Origin of the sequence: Serratia sp. CY33525 (assembly GCF_052169115.1) — a bacterium.
In the GTDB taxonomy this organism is placed as follows: Bacteria; Pseudomonadota; Gammaproteobacteria; order Enterobacterales; family Enterobacteriaceae; genus Serratia; species Serratia sarumanii.
Genome location: NZ_JBJNLK010000014.1, coordinates 1 through 18,104, shown reverse-complemented (window position 1 = coordinate 18,104; position 18,104 = coordinate 1). Strand labels below are relative to the sequence as shown.

Annotated in this window: 12 protein-coding genes, 1 tRNA gene and 2 rRNA genes; 6 read left to right on the top strand and 9 right to left on the bottom strand. The window is 62.0% G+C overall.

Annotated features, from left to right (window positions below; translation table 11 throughout):
- Positions 1-2: 2 nt before the first annotated feature.
- Complete coding sequence (locus ACJ8IM_RS23440) at positions 3-1,064, bottom strand: ABC transporter substrate-binding protein (RefSeq protein WP_101455695.1); 1,062 nt, start codon at positions 1,062-1,064, stop codon at positions 3-5.
- A 193-nt stretch (positions 1,065-1,257) separates the two neighbouring features.
- Here ACJ8IM_RS23440 and ACJ8IM_RS23435 point away from each other — a divergent pair, with 193 nt between their 5' ends.
- Positions 1,258-1,968 carry a UTRA domain-containing protein gene (locus ACJ8IM_RS23435; RefSeq protein WP_060388477.1) on the top strand — a complete coding sequence of 237 codons (711 nt, stop codon included), beginning with the start codon at positions 1,258-1,260 and terminating at the stop codon, positions 1,966-1,968.
- Between the two features lie 37 nt (positions 1,969-2,005).
- On the opposite strand, the gene metH is transcribed toward ACJ8IM_RS23435, so the two are convergent.
- Complete coding sequence (metH, locus tag ACJ8IM_RS23430; protein ID WP_101455696.1) at positions 2,006-5,701, bottom strand: methionine synthase; 3,696 nt, start codon at positions 5,699-5,701, stop codon at positions 2,006-2,008.
- Between the two features lie 196 nt (positions 5,702-5,897).
- On the opposite strand from metH, the gene iclR reads away from it, so the two are divergent.
- The 5 genes from iclR to ACJ8IM_RS23405 all read left to right on the top strand — a co-directional run bounded on the left by iclR (position 5,898) and on the right by ACJ8IM_RS23405 (position 11,464).
- Complete coding sequence (gene iclR / locus ACJ8IM_RS23425; protein ID WP_004936648.1) at positions 5,898-6,728, top strand: glyoxylate bypass operon transcriptional repressor IclR; 831 nt, start codon at positions 5,898-5,900, stop codon at positions 6,726-6,728.
- 253 nt (positions 6,729-6,981) lie between these two features.
- Positions 6,982-7,521, top strand: a complete 540-nt coding sequence (gntK, locus tag ACJ8IM_RS23420) for a gluconokinase (RefSeq protein ID WP_004936645.1) — start codon at positions 6,982-6,984, stop codon at positions 7,519-7,521.
- Positions 7,518-8,855: a gluconate transporter gene (gene gntU, locus ACJ8IM_RS23415; protein ID WP_033649721.1), complete on the top strand. Its 1,338-nt coding sequence runs from the start codon at positions 7,518-7,520 to the stop codon at positions 8,853-8,855. Before gntK ends, gntU begins: the two co-directional genes overlap by 4 nt.
- A 98-nt stretch (positions 8,856-8,953) precedes the next feature.
- On the top strand, positions 8,954-10,768 hold the full coding sequence (gene edd / locus ACJ8IM_RS23410) for a phosphogluconate dehydratase (protein ID WP_041036924.1): 1,815 nt from the start codon (positions 8,954-8,956) through the stop codon (positions 10,766-10,768).
- A 54-nt stretch (positions 10,769-10,822) separates the two neighbouring features.
- Entirely contained in the window at positions 10,823-11,464 is a 642-nt protein-coding gene (locus tag ACJ8IM_RS23405) for a bifunctional 4-hydroxy-2-oxoglutarate aldolase/2-dehydro-3-deoxy-phosphogluconate aldolase (RefSeq protein ID WP_033649689.1), read from the top strand.
- A gap of 1 nt (position 11,465) precedes the next feature.
- Here ACJ8IM_RS23405 and aceK read toward each other — a convergent pair whose 3' ends face one another.
- From aceK to rrf (ACJ8IM_RS23370), 7 genes are all read right to left on the bottom strand, one after another.
- Positions 11,466-13,220 (bottom strand): bifunctional isocitrate dehydrogenase kinase/phosphatase, encoded by a 1,755-nt coding sequence (gene aceK, locus ACJ8IM_RS23400; RefSeq protein ID WP_033649688.1) that lies wholly within the window; start codon positions 13,218-13,220, stop codon positions 11,466-11,468.
- Between the two features lie 69 nt (positions 13,221-13,289).
- A complete protein-coding gene (gene aceA, locus ACJ8IM_RS23395) occupies positions 13,290-14,597 on the bottom strand; it encodes an isocitrate lyase (protein WP_004936630.1) in 1,308 nt (435 codons plus the stop codon).
- Positions 14,598-14,638: 41 nt separating this feature from the next.
- A complete protein-coding gene (gene aceB, locus ACJ8IM_RS23390; RefSeq protein ID WP_101455697.1) occupies positions 14,639-16,237 on the bottom strand; it encodes a malate synthase A in 1,599 nt (532 codons plus the stop codon).
- A gap of 374 nt (positions 16,238-16,611) precedes the next feature.
- Complete coding sequence (gene metA / locus ACJ8IM_RS23385; RefSeq protein ID WP_033654730.1) at positions 16,612-17,541, bottom strand: homoserine O-acetyltransferase MetA; 930 nt, start codon at positions 17,539-17,541, stop codon at positions 16,612-16,614.
- Between the two features lie 200 nt (positions 17,542-17,741).
- Positions 17,742-17,857 (bottom strand): 5S ribosomal RNA (gene rrf / locus ACJ8IM_RS23380).
- Positions 17,858-17,902: 45 nt separating this feature from the next.
- Positions 17,903-17,978 (bottom strand) — tRNA-Thr (locus ACJ8IM_RS23375).
- Positions 17,979-17,992: 14 nt separating this feature from the next.
- Positions 17,993-18,104, bottom strand: a 5S ribosomal RNA gene (rrf, locus tag ACJ8IM_RS23370); the annotation flags it as partial.

Genomic DNA, 18,104 nt, shown 5'->3' with positions numbered 1-18,104 from the left:
ACTCACTGCTGCATAAACATAATGACGTTTTCCTGCCACATACGCGGCAGCGCTTTGGCGCTCTGTTCCCAGGCCGCCGGATCGGCGATCGGGTGCGCGTTCTTGTACTGCTCGGCCGGCAGCAGCTTGGCCTTGACGTCGTCCGGCAGCGTCAGATGCTCGGCGCGGATCGGGCGCGCATAGCCGCGCGCCAGGTTGATCTGGCCGGCGTCGGAGAAGATGTATTCGCGCGCCAGCTTGGCGGCGTTCGGGTGCTTGGCATATTTGTTGATGATGGTGGTGTAGCCGGAGGTGATCGAGCCGTCCGACGGGATCAGCACTTCAAAACGGGTTTTGTCGATCTGGTCGCGGTAATTCAGGCCGTTGAAGTCCCACACCACGCCAACCTGCACTTCCCCTTTTTCCAGCGATGCGATCACCGGGTTACTCAGGCTCAGGCGGCCGGCCTTAGCCAGCTTGCCGAAGAATTCCAGGCCCGGCTTGAGGTTTTTCTCGTTGCCGCCCATGGCGTAGGTGGCCGCCAGCACGCCGCTGGCCGCCTGCGACGCGGTGCCGACGTCGCCGATGGTGACCTGATAGCTGCCCTTCAGCAGATCGGCCCAGCTGTGCGGAATGTCTTTCACCTGCTGTTTGTTGATGATGAAGGCGATGGTGCCGGTGTAAGCCAGCGCCCAGTGGCCGTCTTGGTCTTTCGCCCACTCCGGCACCTGATCCCAGGTAGAGGGTTTGTACGGCTGCGTTACGCCCTTCTGCACCGCCACCGGGCCGAAGGCCGCGCCGACGTCACCAATGTCCGCCGTGGCGTTGTTCTTTTCCGCATCGAATTTGGCGATCTCCTGCGCGGAGCTCATGTCGGTATCGACATGCTTCAGGCCATATTTGCTCAACAGATCTTGCCAGGTGCCTTTCCAGTTGGCCCAGCTGTCCGGCATGCCGACGCTGTTGACTTCACCTTCTTTCTTCGCGGCCTGCTCCAGCGCCGCCAGATCGGTATCCGCGGCCCAGCTCATGTGGCTGGATAACACGATGGCACTGGTGAACACAGAAGCGCACAAACGTTTCATAACTGATGCTCCAGGTGGTAGTGTGGGGAGGGCTGGACTAGTCCAGCAAGGACCAAACCAATCTAACGGACGAATGTGATAATTATATGTCAGCTTAAAAAAGCGACGGTTTTATCACCCATTGCAACGGCGAAAACGCGACGCTGGTCTACCTTAAGGGAGGCCAAACGCACTGAAACGGGACACCCGCTGTATGAGTGAAGCACCGACGACCGTAGCCACCATCTGCCAAACACTGAACGCGCGCATCGCCGCAGGCGAGTTCGCCGTGGGCGGCAAGCTGCCCTCCGAACGCGCCCTGAGCGAACAGTTCGCCACCACCCGCATTACCTTGCAGGAGGCGCTCGGCCAACTGGAGGCGCAGGGGGTCATCTACCGCCAGGTGCGGCGCGGCTGGTTCATTTCGCCCCCGCGTCTTATCTACAACCCGCTGCAGCGCAGCCATTTTCACGCCATGGCGCAGCAACAGGGGCGCGCCGCCTATACCGAGGCGATCGACAGCGCGGTAGTCACGCTCGACGCGCCGCTGGCCGGCCGCCTGGCGCTGCCCCCCGGTGCCGAGGCCTATCGCATTCGCCGGCTGCGCTACATCGACGGGCGCGCGGTGCTGTACTGCGAGCACTACCTCAACCCGGCCTACTTCCCCGGCATACTGGACGAAGATCTGACCCAGTCGCTGACCGCGCTGTACGCCGCGCGCTACGGCATTCACTACGGCCGGGTGCGTTTCGACATGCTGCCCACCCTGCTGCCGCAGCAGGCCGCCGCCATGCTGAAGGTGACCTACGGCAGCCCGGCGCTGTTCATTACGCGGGTGAACCGCGATCAGCACGACCGGGTGATCGATTGCGATCTGGAGTATTGGCGTTACGATGCGCTGCACATCGACGTGGAAGCGCAGTAAATGACAAGGGCGCATCGCTGCGCCCTTAAAGAGGAAATCAGTCGGCGTCGTAGCCGAGGTTAGGCGCCAGCCAGCGTTCGACCTCGCTCACGCTCATCCCTTTACGCGCCGCGTAGTCTTCCACCTGATCGCGCTGGATCTGCGCCACCGCGAAGTACTTGCTTTCAGGATGGCTGAAGTACCAGCCGGACACCGCCGCCCCCGGCCACATGGCGAAGGACTCCGTCAGCTCCATGCCGGTGTGGCGGTTGACGTCCAGCAGCTGCCAGATGATCGCTTTTTCGGTGTGTTCCGGACAGGCCGGGTAGCCCGGCGCCGGCCGGATGCCCTGATAGTTTTCGCGGATCAGCTCTTCGTTGCTCAGGCTCTCGTCGGCGGCATAGCCCCAGTGCAGCTTGCGCACCTGCTCATGCAGGTATTCGGCGAAGGCCTCCGCCAGGCGATCCGCCAGCGCCTTGACCATGATTTTGTTGTAATCGTCGTGCTGCGCGTCGTACGCCGCCGCCAGCGCGTCCTCCTCCAGCCCGCCGGTCACCGCGAAGGCGCCGAAGTAGTCGGCCTTGCCGCTGCTTTTCGGCGCCACAAAGTCCGCCAGGCAGTAGTTCGGGAAGTCGGTTTTTTCCGTCTGCTGGCGCAGATGGCGGCTCACCGCCAGCACCTCGTCACGCCGTTCGTCGCGGTACACCTCCACGTCATCGCCGACGCGGTTGGCCGGGAACAGACCGTAAACGCCGCGCGGGTTGAGGCTGCGCTCGGCGGCCAGCCGATCCAGCATCTGATTGGCGTCGTGGAACAGGCGCTTGGCCTCTTCCCCCACCACCTCGTCTTCCAGGATGCGCGGGTATTTGCCCGCCAGCGACCAGGTCATGAAGAACGGCGTCCAGTCGATGTAGTGGCACAGCGTCTCGATGCCGGCCGCCACCGGGAACACGCCGAGCTGCCGCGGCACAGGCGGCTGATAATCGGCCCAGTCCAGCGCCATGGCGTTAGCGCGCGCCTTCTGCAAATCGACCGGCGGCGTGCGCGGCTTTTTGCGCGCATGCTGAATGCGCACCGTTTCATACTCTTTGCGGGTGCGCGCCACAAACTCGTCGCGCTGGGTGGCGGACAGCAGCGCCGACACCACGCCCACGGTGCGCGAGGCGTTTTGCACGTAGGTGGTCGGGCCGCTGTAGTTCTGCTCGATTTTCACCGCGGTGTGCGCCTTGGAGGTGGTGGCGCCGCCGATCAGCAGCGGCAACGTAAAGCCCTGGCGCTCCATCTCTTTGGCCACGTTGACCATCTCGTCCAGCGATGGCGTGATCAGGCCCGACAGGCCGATGATATCGACGTTCTCCTCGCGCGCGGTGCGCAGGATTTTCTCCGTCGGCACCATCACGCCCAGATCGACGATTTCATAGTTGTTACACTGCAGTACCACGCCGACGATGTTCTTGCCGATGTCGTGCACGTCGCCCTTCACCGTCGCCAACAGGATTTTGCCCGCGGAGGTGCCCTGCTGCTTGCTGGCCTCGATGTAGGGTTCCAGGTAGGCCACCGCCTGCTTCATCACGCGGGCGGATTTCACCACCTGCGGCAGGAACATCTTGCCCTCGCCGAACAGATCGCCGACCACGTTCATCCCCGCCATCAGCGGCCCTTCGATCACTTCGATCGGGCGTTCGGCCTGCTGCCGCGCTTCTTCGGTGTCCAGCTCGATAAATTCGGTGATGCCCTTCACCAGCGAATACTCCAGCCGTTTCTCCACCGGCCAGCCGCGCCATTCGGCCTGTTGCACCGCCACGTCATTATCTTTGCTGCCACGGTATTTTTCGGCCAGCTCCAGCAGGCGTTCGGTGCCGTCCTCGCGACGGTTGAGGATCACGTCCTCCACCGCGTCGCGCAGCTCGGCGCTTAAATCGTCATAAATCGCCAATTGCCCGGCGTTGACGATGCCCATGTCCATGCCGTTGCGAATGGCGTGATACAGGAACACCGCGTGGATCGCTTCACGCACCGGATCGTTGCCGCGGAACGAGAACGACACGTTGGACACGCCGCCGGAGATCATCGCGTGCGGCAAGTGGGTTTTGATGTCGGCGCAGGCTTCGATAAAGTCGACGGCGTAGTTGTTGTGCTCTTCGATACCGGTAGCGACGGCGAAAATGTTCGGGTCGAAAATGATGTCTTCCGGCGGGAAGCCGACGCGCTCGGTTAGAATGTTATAGGCGCGGCGGCAGATCTCGAACTTGCGCTCGCGGGTATCAGCCTGCCCCACTTCGTCGAACGCCATCACCACCACCGCGGCGCCGTAGCGGCGCACCAGTTTGGCGTGGTGGATAAAGGCCTCTTCGCCCTCCTTCATCGAGATCGAGTTGACGATGCCCTTGCCCTGGATGCATTTCAGGCCTTTCTCGATAACGGACCACTTGGAGGAGTCGATCATGATCGGCACCCGGGCGATATCCGGCTCGCCGGCGATCAGGTTAAGGAAGCGCACCATCGCCGCTTCGGCGTCGAGCATCCCCTCGTCCATGTTGATGTCGATGATCTGCGCACCGCTCTCGACCTGCTGGCGCGCCACGTCGAGCGCCTCATTGTATTTCTCTTCTTTGATCAGCCGTTTGAATCGCGCCGAACCGGTGACGTTGGTGCGCTCGCCGACGTTGACGAACAGGGTGTTGGCATCGATGGTCAGCGGCTCCAGGCCCGCCAGGCGGCAGGCGACCGGGATCTCCGGCAGCCGGCGCGGCGGCACGCCCTCGACCGCGTTGGCCATCGCGGCGATATGTTCCGGCGTGGTGCCGCAGCAGCCGCCGATGATATTGAGGAAGCCGGCCTGCGCCCATTCCCCGACCTGGCGCGCCATCTCGGCCGCATCCAGATCGTACTCGCCGAAGGCGTTCGGCAAACCGGCATTCGGGTGCGCGGTGACGTAGGTCTCCGAGATGCGCGCCAGCTCGGCGACGTACTGACGCAGTTCATCCGGGCCCAGGGCGCAGTTCAGGCCGAAGGTCAGCGGCTTGACGTGGCGCAGCGAATTGTAAAACGCTTCGGTGGTCTGGCCGGACAAAGTGCGGCCGGAGGCGTCGGTGATGGTGCCGGAAATCATGATCGGCAGTTCCACCCCCAGCGCTTCGAATTCGGTTTCCACCGCAAAGGCGGCGGCCTTGGCATTCAGGGTGTCGAAGATGGTTTCGATCATGATCAGATCGACGCCGCCCTCCACCAGCGCACGGGTCGATTCACGGTAAGCCGTCACCAGCTCGTCGAACGAAATGTTGCGGAACGCCGGATCGTTGACGTTCGGCGAGATGGACGCGGTGCGGTTGGTCGGCCCCAACACCCCGGCGACGTAGCGCGGTTTTTCCGGCGTGCGCGCCGTCCATTCGTCGGCGCAGGTGCGCGCCAGGCAGGCGGCCTGATAGTTAATCTCGGCGGACAGCGACTCCATGTGGTAGTCGGCCATGGCGATGGAGGTGGCGTTGAAGGTATTGGTTTCAAGGATATCGGCGCCCGCCTCGAGATAGGCGTAATGAATGGCGGCGATCACTTCCGGCTTGGTCAGCACCAGCAGATCGTTATTGCCTTTCAGATCGCTGCGCCAGTCGGCGAAACGCTCACCGCGGAAATCGCGCTCATCCAGACGATAGCTCTGGATCATGGTGCCCATGCCGCCGTCCAACACCAAAATGCGCTGCGCTAACTGGCGGCGCAGTTGTTCTACTCGATTCGTCACTGTAACCCCTTCCATTGCCATCCAGCCCATTGCTCAACTGCCGCAAAAACCAACGAGTCATCCTAGCACAGCTTGTAGGGACAAAGGGGCAGACGACAATTGAGAGTTTTTCAGGTTGTGCGCCAACACCTCCGATGAGCTGACGGCGACTTGCAATTCATCGACAAAAAACGAAAATGAATTCCATCATACGGAAAAAGGAATCTCACCCATGGCCACCCCTGCTCCCGCCAAACGCGGCAAGAAGCCCCGCGCAGCAGCCCCGGCCGCCAGTGCGGCGACCGGTCAGGTACAATCATTGACCCGTGGCCTGAAGCTGTTGGAGTACATTTCGGAAGCCCAGGGCAACGTGGCGCTGACCGATCTGGCCCAGCAGGCCGGCCTGCCGAACTCCACCACTCACCGCCTGCTCACCACCATGCAGCAGCAGGGATTCGTGCGCCAGGTCGGCGATCTCGGCCTGTGGACCATCGGCTCGCACGCCTTTGTGGTCGGCAGCAGCTTCCTGCAAAGCCGCAACCTGCTGGCGATGGTGCACCCGACGCTGCGCCGCCTGATGGAAGAGTCCGGCGAAACCGTCAACCTGGCGGTGCTGGATACCAGCGAGTACCAGGCGATCATCATCGATCAGGTGCAGTGTACGGCGCTGATGCGCATGTCGGCGCCAATCGGCGGCAAACTGCCGATGCACGCCTCCGGCGCCGGCAAGGCGTTCCTCGCCACCCTGCCGGACGATCAGGTGACCAAACTGCTGCACAAGAAAGGCATGCACACCTACACGCCGCACACCCTGACGCCGCACAACCTGAAAGAGGGGCTGGCGCAGATCCGCAAACAGGGCTTCTCCTTTGACGACGAAGAGCACGCGCTCGGCCTGCGCTGCGTGGCGGCCTGCATCTTCGACGAGCACCGCGAAGCCTTCGCCGCCATCTCCATCTCCGGCCCGGTGTCGCGCATCACCGACGATCGCGTGATCGAGCTGGGGGCGCTGGTGATCCACGCGGCGAAAGAGATCAGCCTGGCCTACGGCGGCGTGCGCTGATCCACCCCCTCCGAGGGGCGCCCCTGTGCGCCCTCTCTCCTGATTCCTTGCTCTGTTGTCAGCATGTAACAGGCTATCGGCATCCTGTGTAGCGCACGGGAAAAAAGCTTGAAGCCGATCACAGTTAACGATCCTCACGGCGAAAGCCCATTGCAACCGCTCAAACTTCCTTCGACAATGTTACCGATAACATGTTACCGGTAACAAACAAGCTGAACGAAGGTAACGTCACCCGGTGTTTTGGAGCCAAGCCATGACCAACAATCAAAATCGCATTTACGTCGTTATGGGCGTTTCCGGCAGCGGCAAGTCCGCCGTCGCCGCCGCCGCGGCCCGCCAACTCTCCGCCGGCTTCCTCGACGGCGACTTCCTGCATCCGCGCAGCAACATCCTGAAGATGGCCGCCGGCGAAGCGTTGAACGACGACGATCGCGCCCCGTGGCTGGCCGCGCTCAACGACGCCGCCTTCGCCATGCAGCGCACCAACAACGTGTCGATCATCGTCTGCTCGGCGCTGAAAAAGCAGTATCGCGACCGCCTGCGCGCCGGCAACGGCAACCTGTCGTTCATCTATCTGCACGGCGAGTTCCCGGTGATCGAATCCCGCCTGGCGGCGCGTAACGGCCACTTCTTCAAACCGCAGATGCTGGTCACCCAGTTCGCCGCGCTGGAGCAGCCGGGCGCCGACGAGAACGACGTGATGGCGATCGACATCAACCAGCCGCTGGACGCGGTGATCGCCGATACCGTGCGCCATATCCAGAGCTTCCTGCCGCAGGACGTGTGCGCGTGAGTACCGTAACGCTGGTCGGTACCGCAGTCGGCTCGGTTTTACTGCTGTTATTCCTGGTGATGAAGGCGCGCATGCACGCCTTCGTCGCGCTGATGCTGGTGTCCATCGCCGCCGGCATCTTCTCCGGCATGCCGCTGGACCATATTGCCGACACCATGCAAAAAGGCATGGGCGACACGCTGGGCTTCCTGGCGATCGTGGTGGCGCTCGGGGCGATGTTCGGCAAGATCCTGCATGAGGTCGGCGCGCTCGATCAAATTGCGGCGCAATTGCTGAAACGATTCGGACAAAGCAAGGCGCACTACGCGCTCGGCATCGCCGGCCTGATCTGCGCGCTGCCGCTGTTCTTCGACGTGGCGGTGGTGCTGCTGATCGGCATCGTGTTCGCCGTGGCGCGCCGCACCGACGGCAATATCGTCAAGCTGGCCATTCCGCTGTTCGCCGGTGTGGCCGCCGCCGCCTCCTTCCTGCTGCCGGGGCCGGTGCCGATGCTGCTGGCTTCGCAGATGAAGGCCGACTTCGGCTGGATGATCGCCATCGGCCTGGTGGCGGCGGTGATCGGCATGCTGATCGCCGGCCCGCTGTACGGCAGCTTTATCAGCCGCTTCGTCAACTGGCCGATGCCGCCGGAAGAGAACGAGCCGACGTTGACCAAGGGCAATTTGCCGTCGTTCGGCTTCAGCCTGGCGCTGGTGCTGTGCCCGCTGGTGCTGGTCGGCATGAAGACCATCGGCGCGCGGCTGGTCACCCCCGGCTCGCAGCTGCAGCAGTGGCTGGAGTTTATCGGCCACCCGTTCACCGCCATTCTGCTGGCCTGCCTGATCGTGATTTACGGCCTGGCGAAGCCGCGCGGCATGAGCAACGAACAGACGCTGGCCATCTGCTCCGCCGCGGTGCAACCGGCCGGGATCATCCTGCTGATGACCGGCGCCGGCGGGGTGTTCAAACAGATCCTGGTGGATTCCGGCGTAGGGCCGGCGCTGGGTGACGCCATGATCGGCGCCGGCCTGCCGATCGCCGTGGCCGCCTTTGCGCTCTCCGCCATGGTGCGGGTGATTCAGGGCTCGGCCACCGTCGCCTGTCTGACCACCGTCGGCCTGGTGCTGCCGGTCACCAGCCAGCTCGGGCTGAACGGCGGGCAGCTGGCCGCGCTGGCTATCTGCATCGCCGGCGGCTCCATCGTGCTGAGCCACGTCAACGACGCCGGTTTCTGGCTGTTCGGCAAATTCACCGGCGCCAACGAACTGCAAACGCTGAAAACCTGGACGGTGATGGAAACGATTCTGGGCAGCGTCGGCGGCGCTATCGGCATGATTGCATTCACGATGTTTTAAATCCTAAATCGCCCCCGGCCTTGCACACCAGGGCTGCAAATCATCCCCGGGGGCACCGCCACAGGCGGCGACTATAACAACAGCAATGTGAGGAAGGCATGATTAACCCAACCTTGTCCCGTGTCACGCAGCGCATCATCCACCGTTCCCAGGCCAGCCGCGCCGCCTATCTGGCGCGCATCGAGGCGGCCCGTTCCCAAACCGTCCACCGCGCGCAGCTGGCCTGCGGCAACCTGGCCCACGGCTTCGCCGCCTGTCAGCCCGATGACAAGACGGCGCTGAAAAACATGGTGCGCAGCGATATCGCCATCATCACCGCCTACAACGACATGCTGTCGGCCCACCAGCCGTACGAACACTACCCGCAGCGGCTGAAGCAGGCGCTGAAGGCGGTGGGCGCCGTGGGCCAGGTGGCCGGCGGCGTGCCGGCGATGTGCGACGGCGTGACGCAGGGGCAGGACGGCATGGAGCTGTCGCTGATGAGCCGCGACGTGATCGCCATGTCGGCCGCCGTCGGCCTGTCGCACAATATGTTCGACGGCGCGCTGTTCCTCGGCATCTGCGACAAGATCGTGCCGGGGCTGGTGATGGCCGCCCTCTCCTTCGGCCACCTGCCCGCGCTGTTCGTGCCGGCCGGCCCGATGAGCAGCGGCCTGCCGAACAAGGAAAAGGTGCGCGTGCGCCAGCTGTACGCCGAGGGCAAGGCCGATCGTCTGGCGCTGCTGGAAGCCGAGGCCGCCTCCTATCACGGCATCGGCACCTGCACCTTCTACGGCACCGCCAACACCAACCAGATGGTGATGGAAGTGATGGGCCTGCACCTGCCGGGCGCCTCTTTCGTGCATCCGGATACGCCGCTGCGCGACGCGCTGAACGACGCCGCTGCGCGCCAGGTGACGCGACTGACCGACACCGCCGGCAACTACCTGCCGATCGGCCGCCTGGTGGACGAGAAAGTGGTGGTGAACGGCATCGTCTCGCTGCTGGCCACCGGCGGCTCCACCAACCTGACCATGCATCTGGTGGCGATGGCGCGGGCGGCGGGCATCATCATCACCTGGGACGATTTCTCGGAGCTGTCGGAGGCGGTGCCGCTGCTGTGTCGCATCTACCCGAACGGCCCGGCCGACATCAACCAGTTCCAGGCCGCCGGCGGCGTGCCGCTGGTGGTGCGTGAGCTGTTGCAACACGGGCTGCTGCACGAAGACGTGCACACCGTGGCCGGTTTCGGCCTGCACCGCTATACCCAGGAACCGTGGCTGGACAACGGCCAGCTGGTGTGGCGCGAAGGCGTGGCCGGCTCGCTCGACGCCAGCGTGATCGCCAGCGTCGCTCAGCCGTTTGAGCATCACGGCGGCACCAAAGTGATGGCCGGCAATCTGGGCCGTGCGGTGATGAAAACCTCGGCGGTGCCCGCCGACAACCAGATCATCGAAGCGCCGGCGGTGGTGTTCGACAGCCAGCACGACATCGTGCCGGCGTTTGAAGCCGGCAAGCTGGATCGCGATTGCGTGGTGGTGGTGCGCTTCCAGGGGCCGCAGGCCAACGGCATGCCGGAGCTGCACAAACTGATGCCGCCGCTGGGCGTGCTGATGGATCGCGGCTTCAAAGTGGCGCTGGTTACCGACGGCCGCCTGTCCGGCGCCTCCGGCAAGGTGCCTTCCGCCATCCACGTCACCCCGGAAGCCTATACCGGCGGCCTGCTGGCGAAAGTGCGCGACGGCGATCCGATCCGCGTCAACGGCCGCAGCGGCGAGCTGCAGGTGCTGGTCGACGCCGACGAACTGGCCCAGCGCACGCCGTGCCAACCCGATCTGAGCGCAGAACACATCGGCTGCGGCCGCGAGCTGTTCGGCGCACTGCGCAGCCAGCTGTCCGGCGCCGAGCAGGGCGCCTGCTGCATCACATTTTAATCGATAGCCTGGCCGCATCGCCGCCTGGCGGCGGCCACAAAGGAGAACGTCATCATGAACAAGTGGAAAACAAGCGCCGAGCAGATCCTGACGGCGGGGCCGGTGGTGCCGGTGATCGTGATCAACAAGCTGGAACATGCGGTGCCGTTGGCGAAAGCGCTGGTCGCCGGCGGCGTGCGGGTGTTGGAAGTGACGCTGCGCACCGCCTGCGCCATGGACGCCATTCGCGCCATCGCCCAAGAAGTGCCGGAAGCGATCATCGGCGCCGGTACCGTGATCAATCCGCAGCAGCTGCGTGAAGTGACCGAGGCCGGCGCGCAGTTCGCCATCAGCCCGGGGCTGACCGACGAGCTGCTCAAGGCGGCCACCGCCGGGTCCATTCCGCTTATTCCGGGCATCAGCACCGTTTCCGAACTGATGCTGGGCATGGATTACGGCCTGCGCGAGTTTAAATTCTTCCCGGCGGAAGCCAACGGCGGCGTAAAAGCGCTGCAGGCGATCGGCGGCCCGTTCCCGCAGGTGCGCTTCTGCCCGACCGGCGGCATCTCGCCGGACAACTACCGCAGCTATCTGGCGCTGAAAAGCGTGCTGTGCATCGGCGGCTCCTGGCTGGTGCCGGCGGACGCGCTGGAAAGCGGCGACTACGCGCGCATCACCGAACTGGCGCGCGCCGCCGTCGCGGGCGCCCAGGCCTGATTTACATCGCAGCGGTGGCGGCCGGCAGCGCCGCCCCGCTGCGCTGGCTGAACCGCTGCTTCTTGCGGTAAGCGAACACGTCTTCCACGTGCCCCTCGCGGATGCGCTGCTGTAACCCGCGCCAATACTCCGCGGTAAACAGATCGCTGTGCAATTCTTCAAACACCTGCCGAATGCGCCGATCGCCGCACAGGAAGTGGCGGAACTCCTCCGGGAACACGTCGTTGGGCGCGATGCTGTACCACGGCTCGCTGGCCAGCTCGTCCTCCGGATAGCGCGGCGGCGGAATGTCGCGGAAGTTGACCTCGGTCATGTAGCAAATTTCGTCGTAGTCGTAGAACACCACCCGCCCGTGGCGCGTCACGCCGAAGTTCTTGAACAGCATGTCGCCGGGGAAGATATTGGCGGCGGCCAGCTGCTTGATGGCATTGCCGTACTCTTCGATCGCATCGCGCATCTGCTGGTCGTTGGCCTGCTCCAGATACAGGTTCAGCGGCGTCATGCGCCGTTCCATATACAGATGTTTGATCACGATGCGATCGCCGAGATCTTCCAGCTTGCCCGGCACTTCGCGCTGCAGCTCCGCCAACAGCGCCGGGCTGAGGCGCGCCTTGTCGACGACGAAATTCTCGTACTCCTGGGTATCCGCCATGCGCCCGACGCGGTCATGCTCTTTCACCAGCTGATAGCAGGCCATCACCTGCGCCTGCGTCACCTCTTTTTGCGGGGCGAATTCGTCTTTAATCACTTTAAACACCCGATCGAAGGATGGCAGGGTGAACACCAGCATCACCATGCCCTTCACCCCCGGCGCGATAATGAACTGCTCCTGCGACTGCGCCATAAAGGTCAGGTATTCGCGATAGCATTCGGTTTTGCCGTGCTTCTGGCAGCCGATCGCCATGTACAGCTCGGCGGTGGTTTTGCCCGGCAGGATCTCGCGCAGCCACTCCACCATCGCCGCCGGCAGCGGCGCATAGACCATGAAATAAGATCGGGCGAAGCCGAAGACGATGCTGGCCTCGGCCTTACCGGTCAGGCAGGCGTCGATAAACAGCGCGCCCGACTCGCTGTGGTGGATAGGCAGCAAGAACGGATAAACGCCGTCGGCCAGACGCAGCTTGCCGACCAGCCAGGCGGCCTTGTTGCGATAGAACAGTTCGTTGGCGATCTGGAAGGTTGCCCCCGCCAACTGCTGTGCGCTGAAGGCGCGTTGCAGCGCCTGAGTGATGTAGTGAATATCGCGCGTCAAATCCTCCCACGGCAGCCGCAGCGGCAGATCGCTCAGCACGCTGCGCAGCATCGCCGGCAGATCGCCATTGGGGGTGAAATCGCGCGCCAGCGGACGCGGAATGTCGCGAAAGCGCCGCTCCGGCTGCGAACTGAACACGAACAGCTTGTCCGGCGTCAGATCGCGGTGCTTGAACAGCCGACAGTAGACCGAGTTAAAGAAGCTTTCGGCGATCTCGAAGCGCGGGTAGTCCGGCAGCAGGTCGATATAGACCGCTTTGACCCGGCTGGGGAAGTCAGCGTCGAAGTATTTCTGCCCGGTGATGCATTTGAGCTGCTCCACCACCAGGCCGACGTGATGGTCATACAGATGGATGCGTTTTTTCATCGCCCGCTGCACCGCCGGCCAGTCCGCCTGCTCGAAGCGCTGCTGCGCGCCGGCGGTCACTTCCAGAAAGCGGCCGTACTGCGCATCGAAGCCTTGCAGGATCGTCTGTGCGATCAACAACTCCAGTTTTGCCGCCATCCTTACCCCCGCCAGAAAAAGAAGCCTGCGCATGCAGGCTCCGGATGAAACGTCTTCAAGCTTGCCGCATCAGAACTGCTGTTCTTCCGTCGAACCGGTCAGCGCAGTGACCGAAGAGGCGCCGCCCTGAATAATGGTGGTGACCTTGTCGAAGTAGCCGGTGCCCACCTCTTGCTGGTGCGACGCGAAGGTGTAACCGCGATCCACCGCGGCGAACTCCGCCTGCTGCACCTTCTCGACGTAGTGTTTCATGCCCTCGCCCTGCGCATAGGCGTGCGCCAGGTCGAACATGTTGAACCACATGCTGTGGATGCCCGCCAGCGTAATGAACTGATACTTGTAGCCCATGTCCGACAGCGCCTGCTGGAAGCGGGCGATGGTCTGGTCGTCGAGGTTCTTTTTCCAGTTGAACGACGGCGAGCAGTTGTAGGCCAGCAGCTTGCCCGGGTATTTGGCGTGGATGGCGTCGGCGAAGCGCTGAGCGGCATCCAGATCCGGCGTTGAGGTTTCGCACCACACCATATCTGCGTAGGGGGCGTAAGCTAGGCCGCGGCTGATCGCCTGCTCGACGCCCGCATGGGTGCGGAAGAAGCCTTCCGCCGTGCGCTCGCCGGTGACGAAGGCGCTGTCATACGGATCGCAATCGGAGGTCAGCAGGTCGGCCGCATCGGCGTCGGTGCGGGCGATCACCAGCGTCGGCACGCCGAGCACGTCGGCCGCCAGGCGCGCGGCGACCAGCTTCTGAATCGCTTCCTGCGTCGGCACCAGCACTTTGCCGCCCATATGGCCGCATTTCTTCACCGCCGCCAGCTGATCTTCAAAGTGCACCCCGGCGGCACCGGCGGTGATCATCGCTTTCATCAGCTCGAAGGCGTTCAGCACGCCGCCGAAGCCGGCTTCCGCATCGGCGACGATCGGCAGGAAATAATCGGTGTAGCCTTTGCTGCCCGGCTCAATCTGGTTAGCCCATTGGATCTGATCGGCGCGGCGGAAGGTATTGTTGATGCGCTCGACCACCTTCGGCACCGAGTCCACCGGATACAGCGACTGGTCAGGGTACATGGCCGCTGCGCTGTTGGCGTCCGCCGCCACCTGCCAACCGGACAGGTAGATAGCCTCGACGCCGGCCTTGGCCTGTTGCAGCGCCTGGCCGCCGGTGAGCGCGCCCAGGCAGTTCACGTAGCCTTTGCGCGCCTTGCCGTTCAGCAACGCCCACAGTTTGGCGGCACCGTTTTGCGCCAGAGTGCATTCCGGGTTGACCGAACCGCGCAGGTTGATCACGTCTTCGGCGCTGTAAGGGCGGGTGATGCCTTCCCAACGGGCCGATTTCCATTCCTGTTCCAGCTGCTGGATCTGTTGAGAGCGAGAGGTAGACATAATTTTTATCCTTTCAGTCATGTAGGGTTGATTGGGAAAATTCAGGCCAGCAGCTCATAGCCGGGCAGCGTCAGGAAATCGATTAACTCATCTTGCGTGGTGATGCGCTCCATCAGGCGCGCCGCCTCTTCGTACCGGCCGGCGTTAAAGCGCGCTTCCCCCACTTCTTCACGCACCACCAACATCTCTTCTTGCAGCATCTGGCGGAACAGCGCCTTGGTGACCGGGCGCCCGTCGCTCAGGCTCTTCTCGTGGTGGATCCACTGCCAGATAGACGTACGGGAGATTTCCGCCGTGGCTGCATCTTCCATCAAACCGTAAATCGGCACACAGCCGTTGCCGGAGATCCAGGCTTCGATGTACTGCACCGCCACGCGGATATTGGCGCGCATCCCCGCTTCGGTACGCTCGCCGTCGCACGGTTCCAGCAGCTGTGCGGCGCTGATCGGCGCGTCTTGCTCACGCAGCACCTCCAGCTGGTTTTGGCGATCGCCCAGCGCTTTGCCGAACACTTCCATCACCGTGTCCGCCAGCCCCGGGTGCGCCACCCAGGTGCCGTCGTGGCCGTTGCTGGCCTCCAGCTCTTTGTCCGCCCGCACCTTGTTCAGCACCCAGGCGTTTTTCTCGGCGTCTTTGCTCGGGATAAACGCCGCCATGCCGCCCATGGCGAACGCGCCGCGCTTATGACAGGTTTTGATCAGCAGGCGCGAATAGGCGCTGAGGAAAGGTTTCTCCATGGTCACCGACTGACGATCCGGCAGCACGCGATCGCCGTGATTCTTCAGCGTTTTGATGTAGCTGAAGATGTAATCCCAGCGGCCGCAGTTCAGACCCACGATGTGATCGCGCAGGTGGTAGAGGATTTCGTCCATCTGGAACACCGCCGGCAGGGTTTCGATCAGCACGGTCGCTTTGATGGTGCCGCGCGGCAGATCGAAACGATCCTCGGTAAAGCTGAAGACATCGCTCCACCAGGCCGCCTCTTCCCAGGACTGGGTTTTCGGCAGGTAGAAATATGGGCCGCTGCCCTTGGCCAGCAGCTGACGATAGTTGTGGTAGAAGTACAGCGCGAAATCGAACAGGCCGCCGGGAATGGCTTCATCACGCCACAGCACGTGTTTTTCCGGCAAATGCAGGCCGCGCACGCGGGCGATTAACACCGCCGGGTTCGGTTTCAGCTGGTAGATCTTGCCGGCTTCATTGGTGAAGGAAATGGTGCCGTTAACCGCATCGTGCAGGTTGATTTGGCCGTCGATGACTTTGTCCCAGCTTGGCGCCAGCGAGTCTTCGAAGTCCGCCATGAACACTTTTACGTTGGCATTAAGCGCATTGATCACCATCTTGCGCTCAACCGGCCCGGTGATCTCGACCCGGCGGTCACGCAGATCTTGCGGAATGCCGCGGATCTGCCAGTCACCTTCACGAATGGAAGTGGTTTCCGAAATAAACCCCGGCAGTTCGCCGCGATCGATATTTTGCTGCCAGCGGACACGCGCCGCCAGCAGCTCGTTGCGCCGCGGCGTGAATTTCCCCACCAGTTCCGCCAGGAATTCAACCGCTTCATCGGTCAACACCTGGCGCTCCGCTGCGGCGAAACCCTGCGTAAACCTTAACTCCGTGCCTGCTATCTGTTGCGTCATGACCTTGCTCCTTCCCATCGTTGCGCCCGCGCGACCGGCGCATTTTCATCAGAAATCACTGTGGATCAGGGCGGATGAAACGATCCTCAACTGGTCAGATCTCATCCCGATAGCTCTAAGAATACTCAACAAAAAATAAAAATCAAAAACCATTTCCATTTTATTATTAAATATTTTATTAACACTTTATTATCAATTGGTTAGATAAGATAACAATAATGACAGGTAAGGAAATCGCTTCCAGTAAATTGATGAAGACGCACTAACGCCTTGTTGAACAAAGAATTTACTGGAGAAGTGACGGATAAAAAGAGGATCTTGCAGAGGATCAACGGAGCGGCGGCCTCGATTCAGCCGCCGGCAGGCAGAAAAGATCAGTCGAGCGTCGGATTCATATGACGCAGATCGTACGGCGTGATCTGGTAGACGTAATAGTTGAGCCAGTTGGAAAACAGCAGATGGCCATGGCTGCGCCAGGTGGCTTTCGGTGTCAGTGCGGGGTTGTCATCGGGGAAGTAGTTGAGCGGAACGGCGGGATCGAGGCCAGCTTCGTGGTCGCGACAATACTCCCCCGCCAGGGTCAGCGCATCATACTCCGGATGGCCGGTGACGAACGCCAGGCGCTTATCCCTGCTGGCGAACAGGTAGGCGCCCGCCTGTTCGGATTCGGCCAGAATATCCAGGTCGGTATATTGGCGAATCACCTCAGTCGGGAAATCGGCATAGCGTGAATGCGGCGCCAGGAAACTTTCGTCGAAGCCGCGCGTCAGCAACGCATGCTGCTGTAGCGTTTGGTGCGGGTAAACGCCGGAGAGCTTCACTTCGCGCGTCATCTTGGGAATGCCATACAGAATATTCAACGCCGCCTGTACCGCCCAGCACACGAACAGCGTGGAGGTAACGTGGTGCTTGGCCCAGTCGATCACCCGTTCGATCTGCGGCCAGTAGGCAACATCGCAGAAATCGACCAGCCCCAGCGGCGCGCCGGTGACGATCAAACCATCGAAGTTCTCGTTCTGGATATCCTCGAAGTCGCAGTAGAAGTTATTCAGATGCTCGGCCGGCGTGTTCTTCGATTCGCGGCTGTCGATACGCAGCAACTGGATATCAATCTGCAGCGGCGAGTTGGACAACAGGCGCAGAAACTGGTTTTCCGTTTCGATCTTCTTTGGCATCAGGTTGAGGATCAGCACTTTCAGTGGCCTGATTTCCTGTGTTTTTGCCCGCGAGGATGTCATCACGAAGACATTCTCACCGCGCAAGAAATTGACCGCAGGTAACTCATCAGGAACACGAATCGGCATTGCTTAACCCTCACACATCCATTTATACGTTTAGACTTCTAGATGCCCGAAGATAGCGTTTTTTTCCGTCGCTGTCGAGCATTCAGCGGAAAGGTGAAAATGTTTCATTGCGCGATCTGCCCCAAGATATGAGTAGAGAGAGTAAAAGGACTGAAAAGCAAAAAGGCCATCCTTTCGGATGGCCTTTTTGCTTATTTGATGCTTGGCAGTGTCCTACTCTCGCATGGGGAGACCCCACACTACCATCGGCGCTACGGCGTTTCACTTCTGAGTTCGGCATGGGGTCAGGTGGGACCACCGCGCTATTGCCGCCAAGCAAATTCTTTTTTCTGCCGAACTTCTATACCCACTTTAAATAAAGTGGTGCTGATACCCAGAGTCGAACTGGGGACCTCACCCTTACCAAGGGTGCGCTCTACCAACTGAGCCATATCAGCACGCTTAATTTGATGCCTGGCAGTGTCCTACTCTCGCATGGGGAGACCCCACACTACCATCGGCGCTACGGCGTTTCACTTCTGAGTTCGGCATGGGGTCAGGTGGGACCACCGCGCTATTGCCGC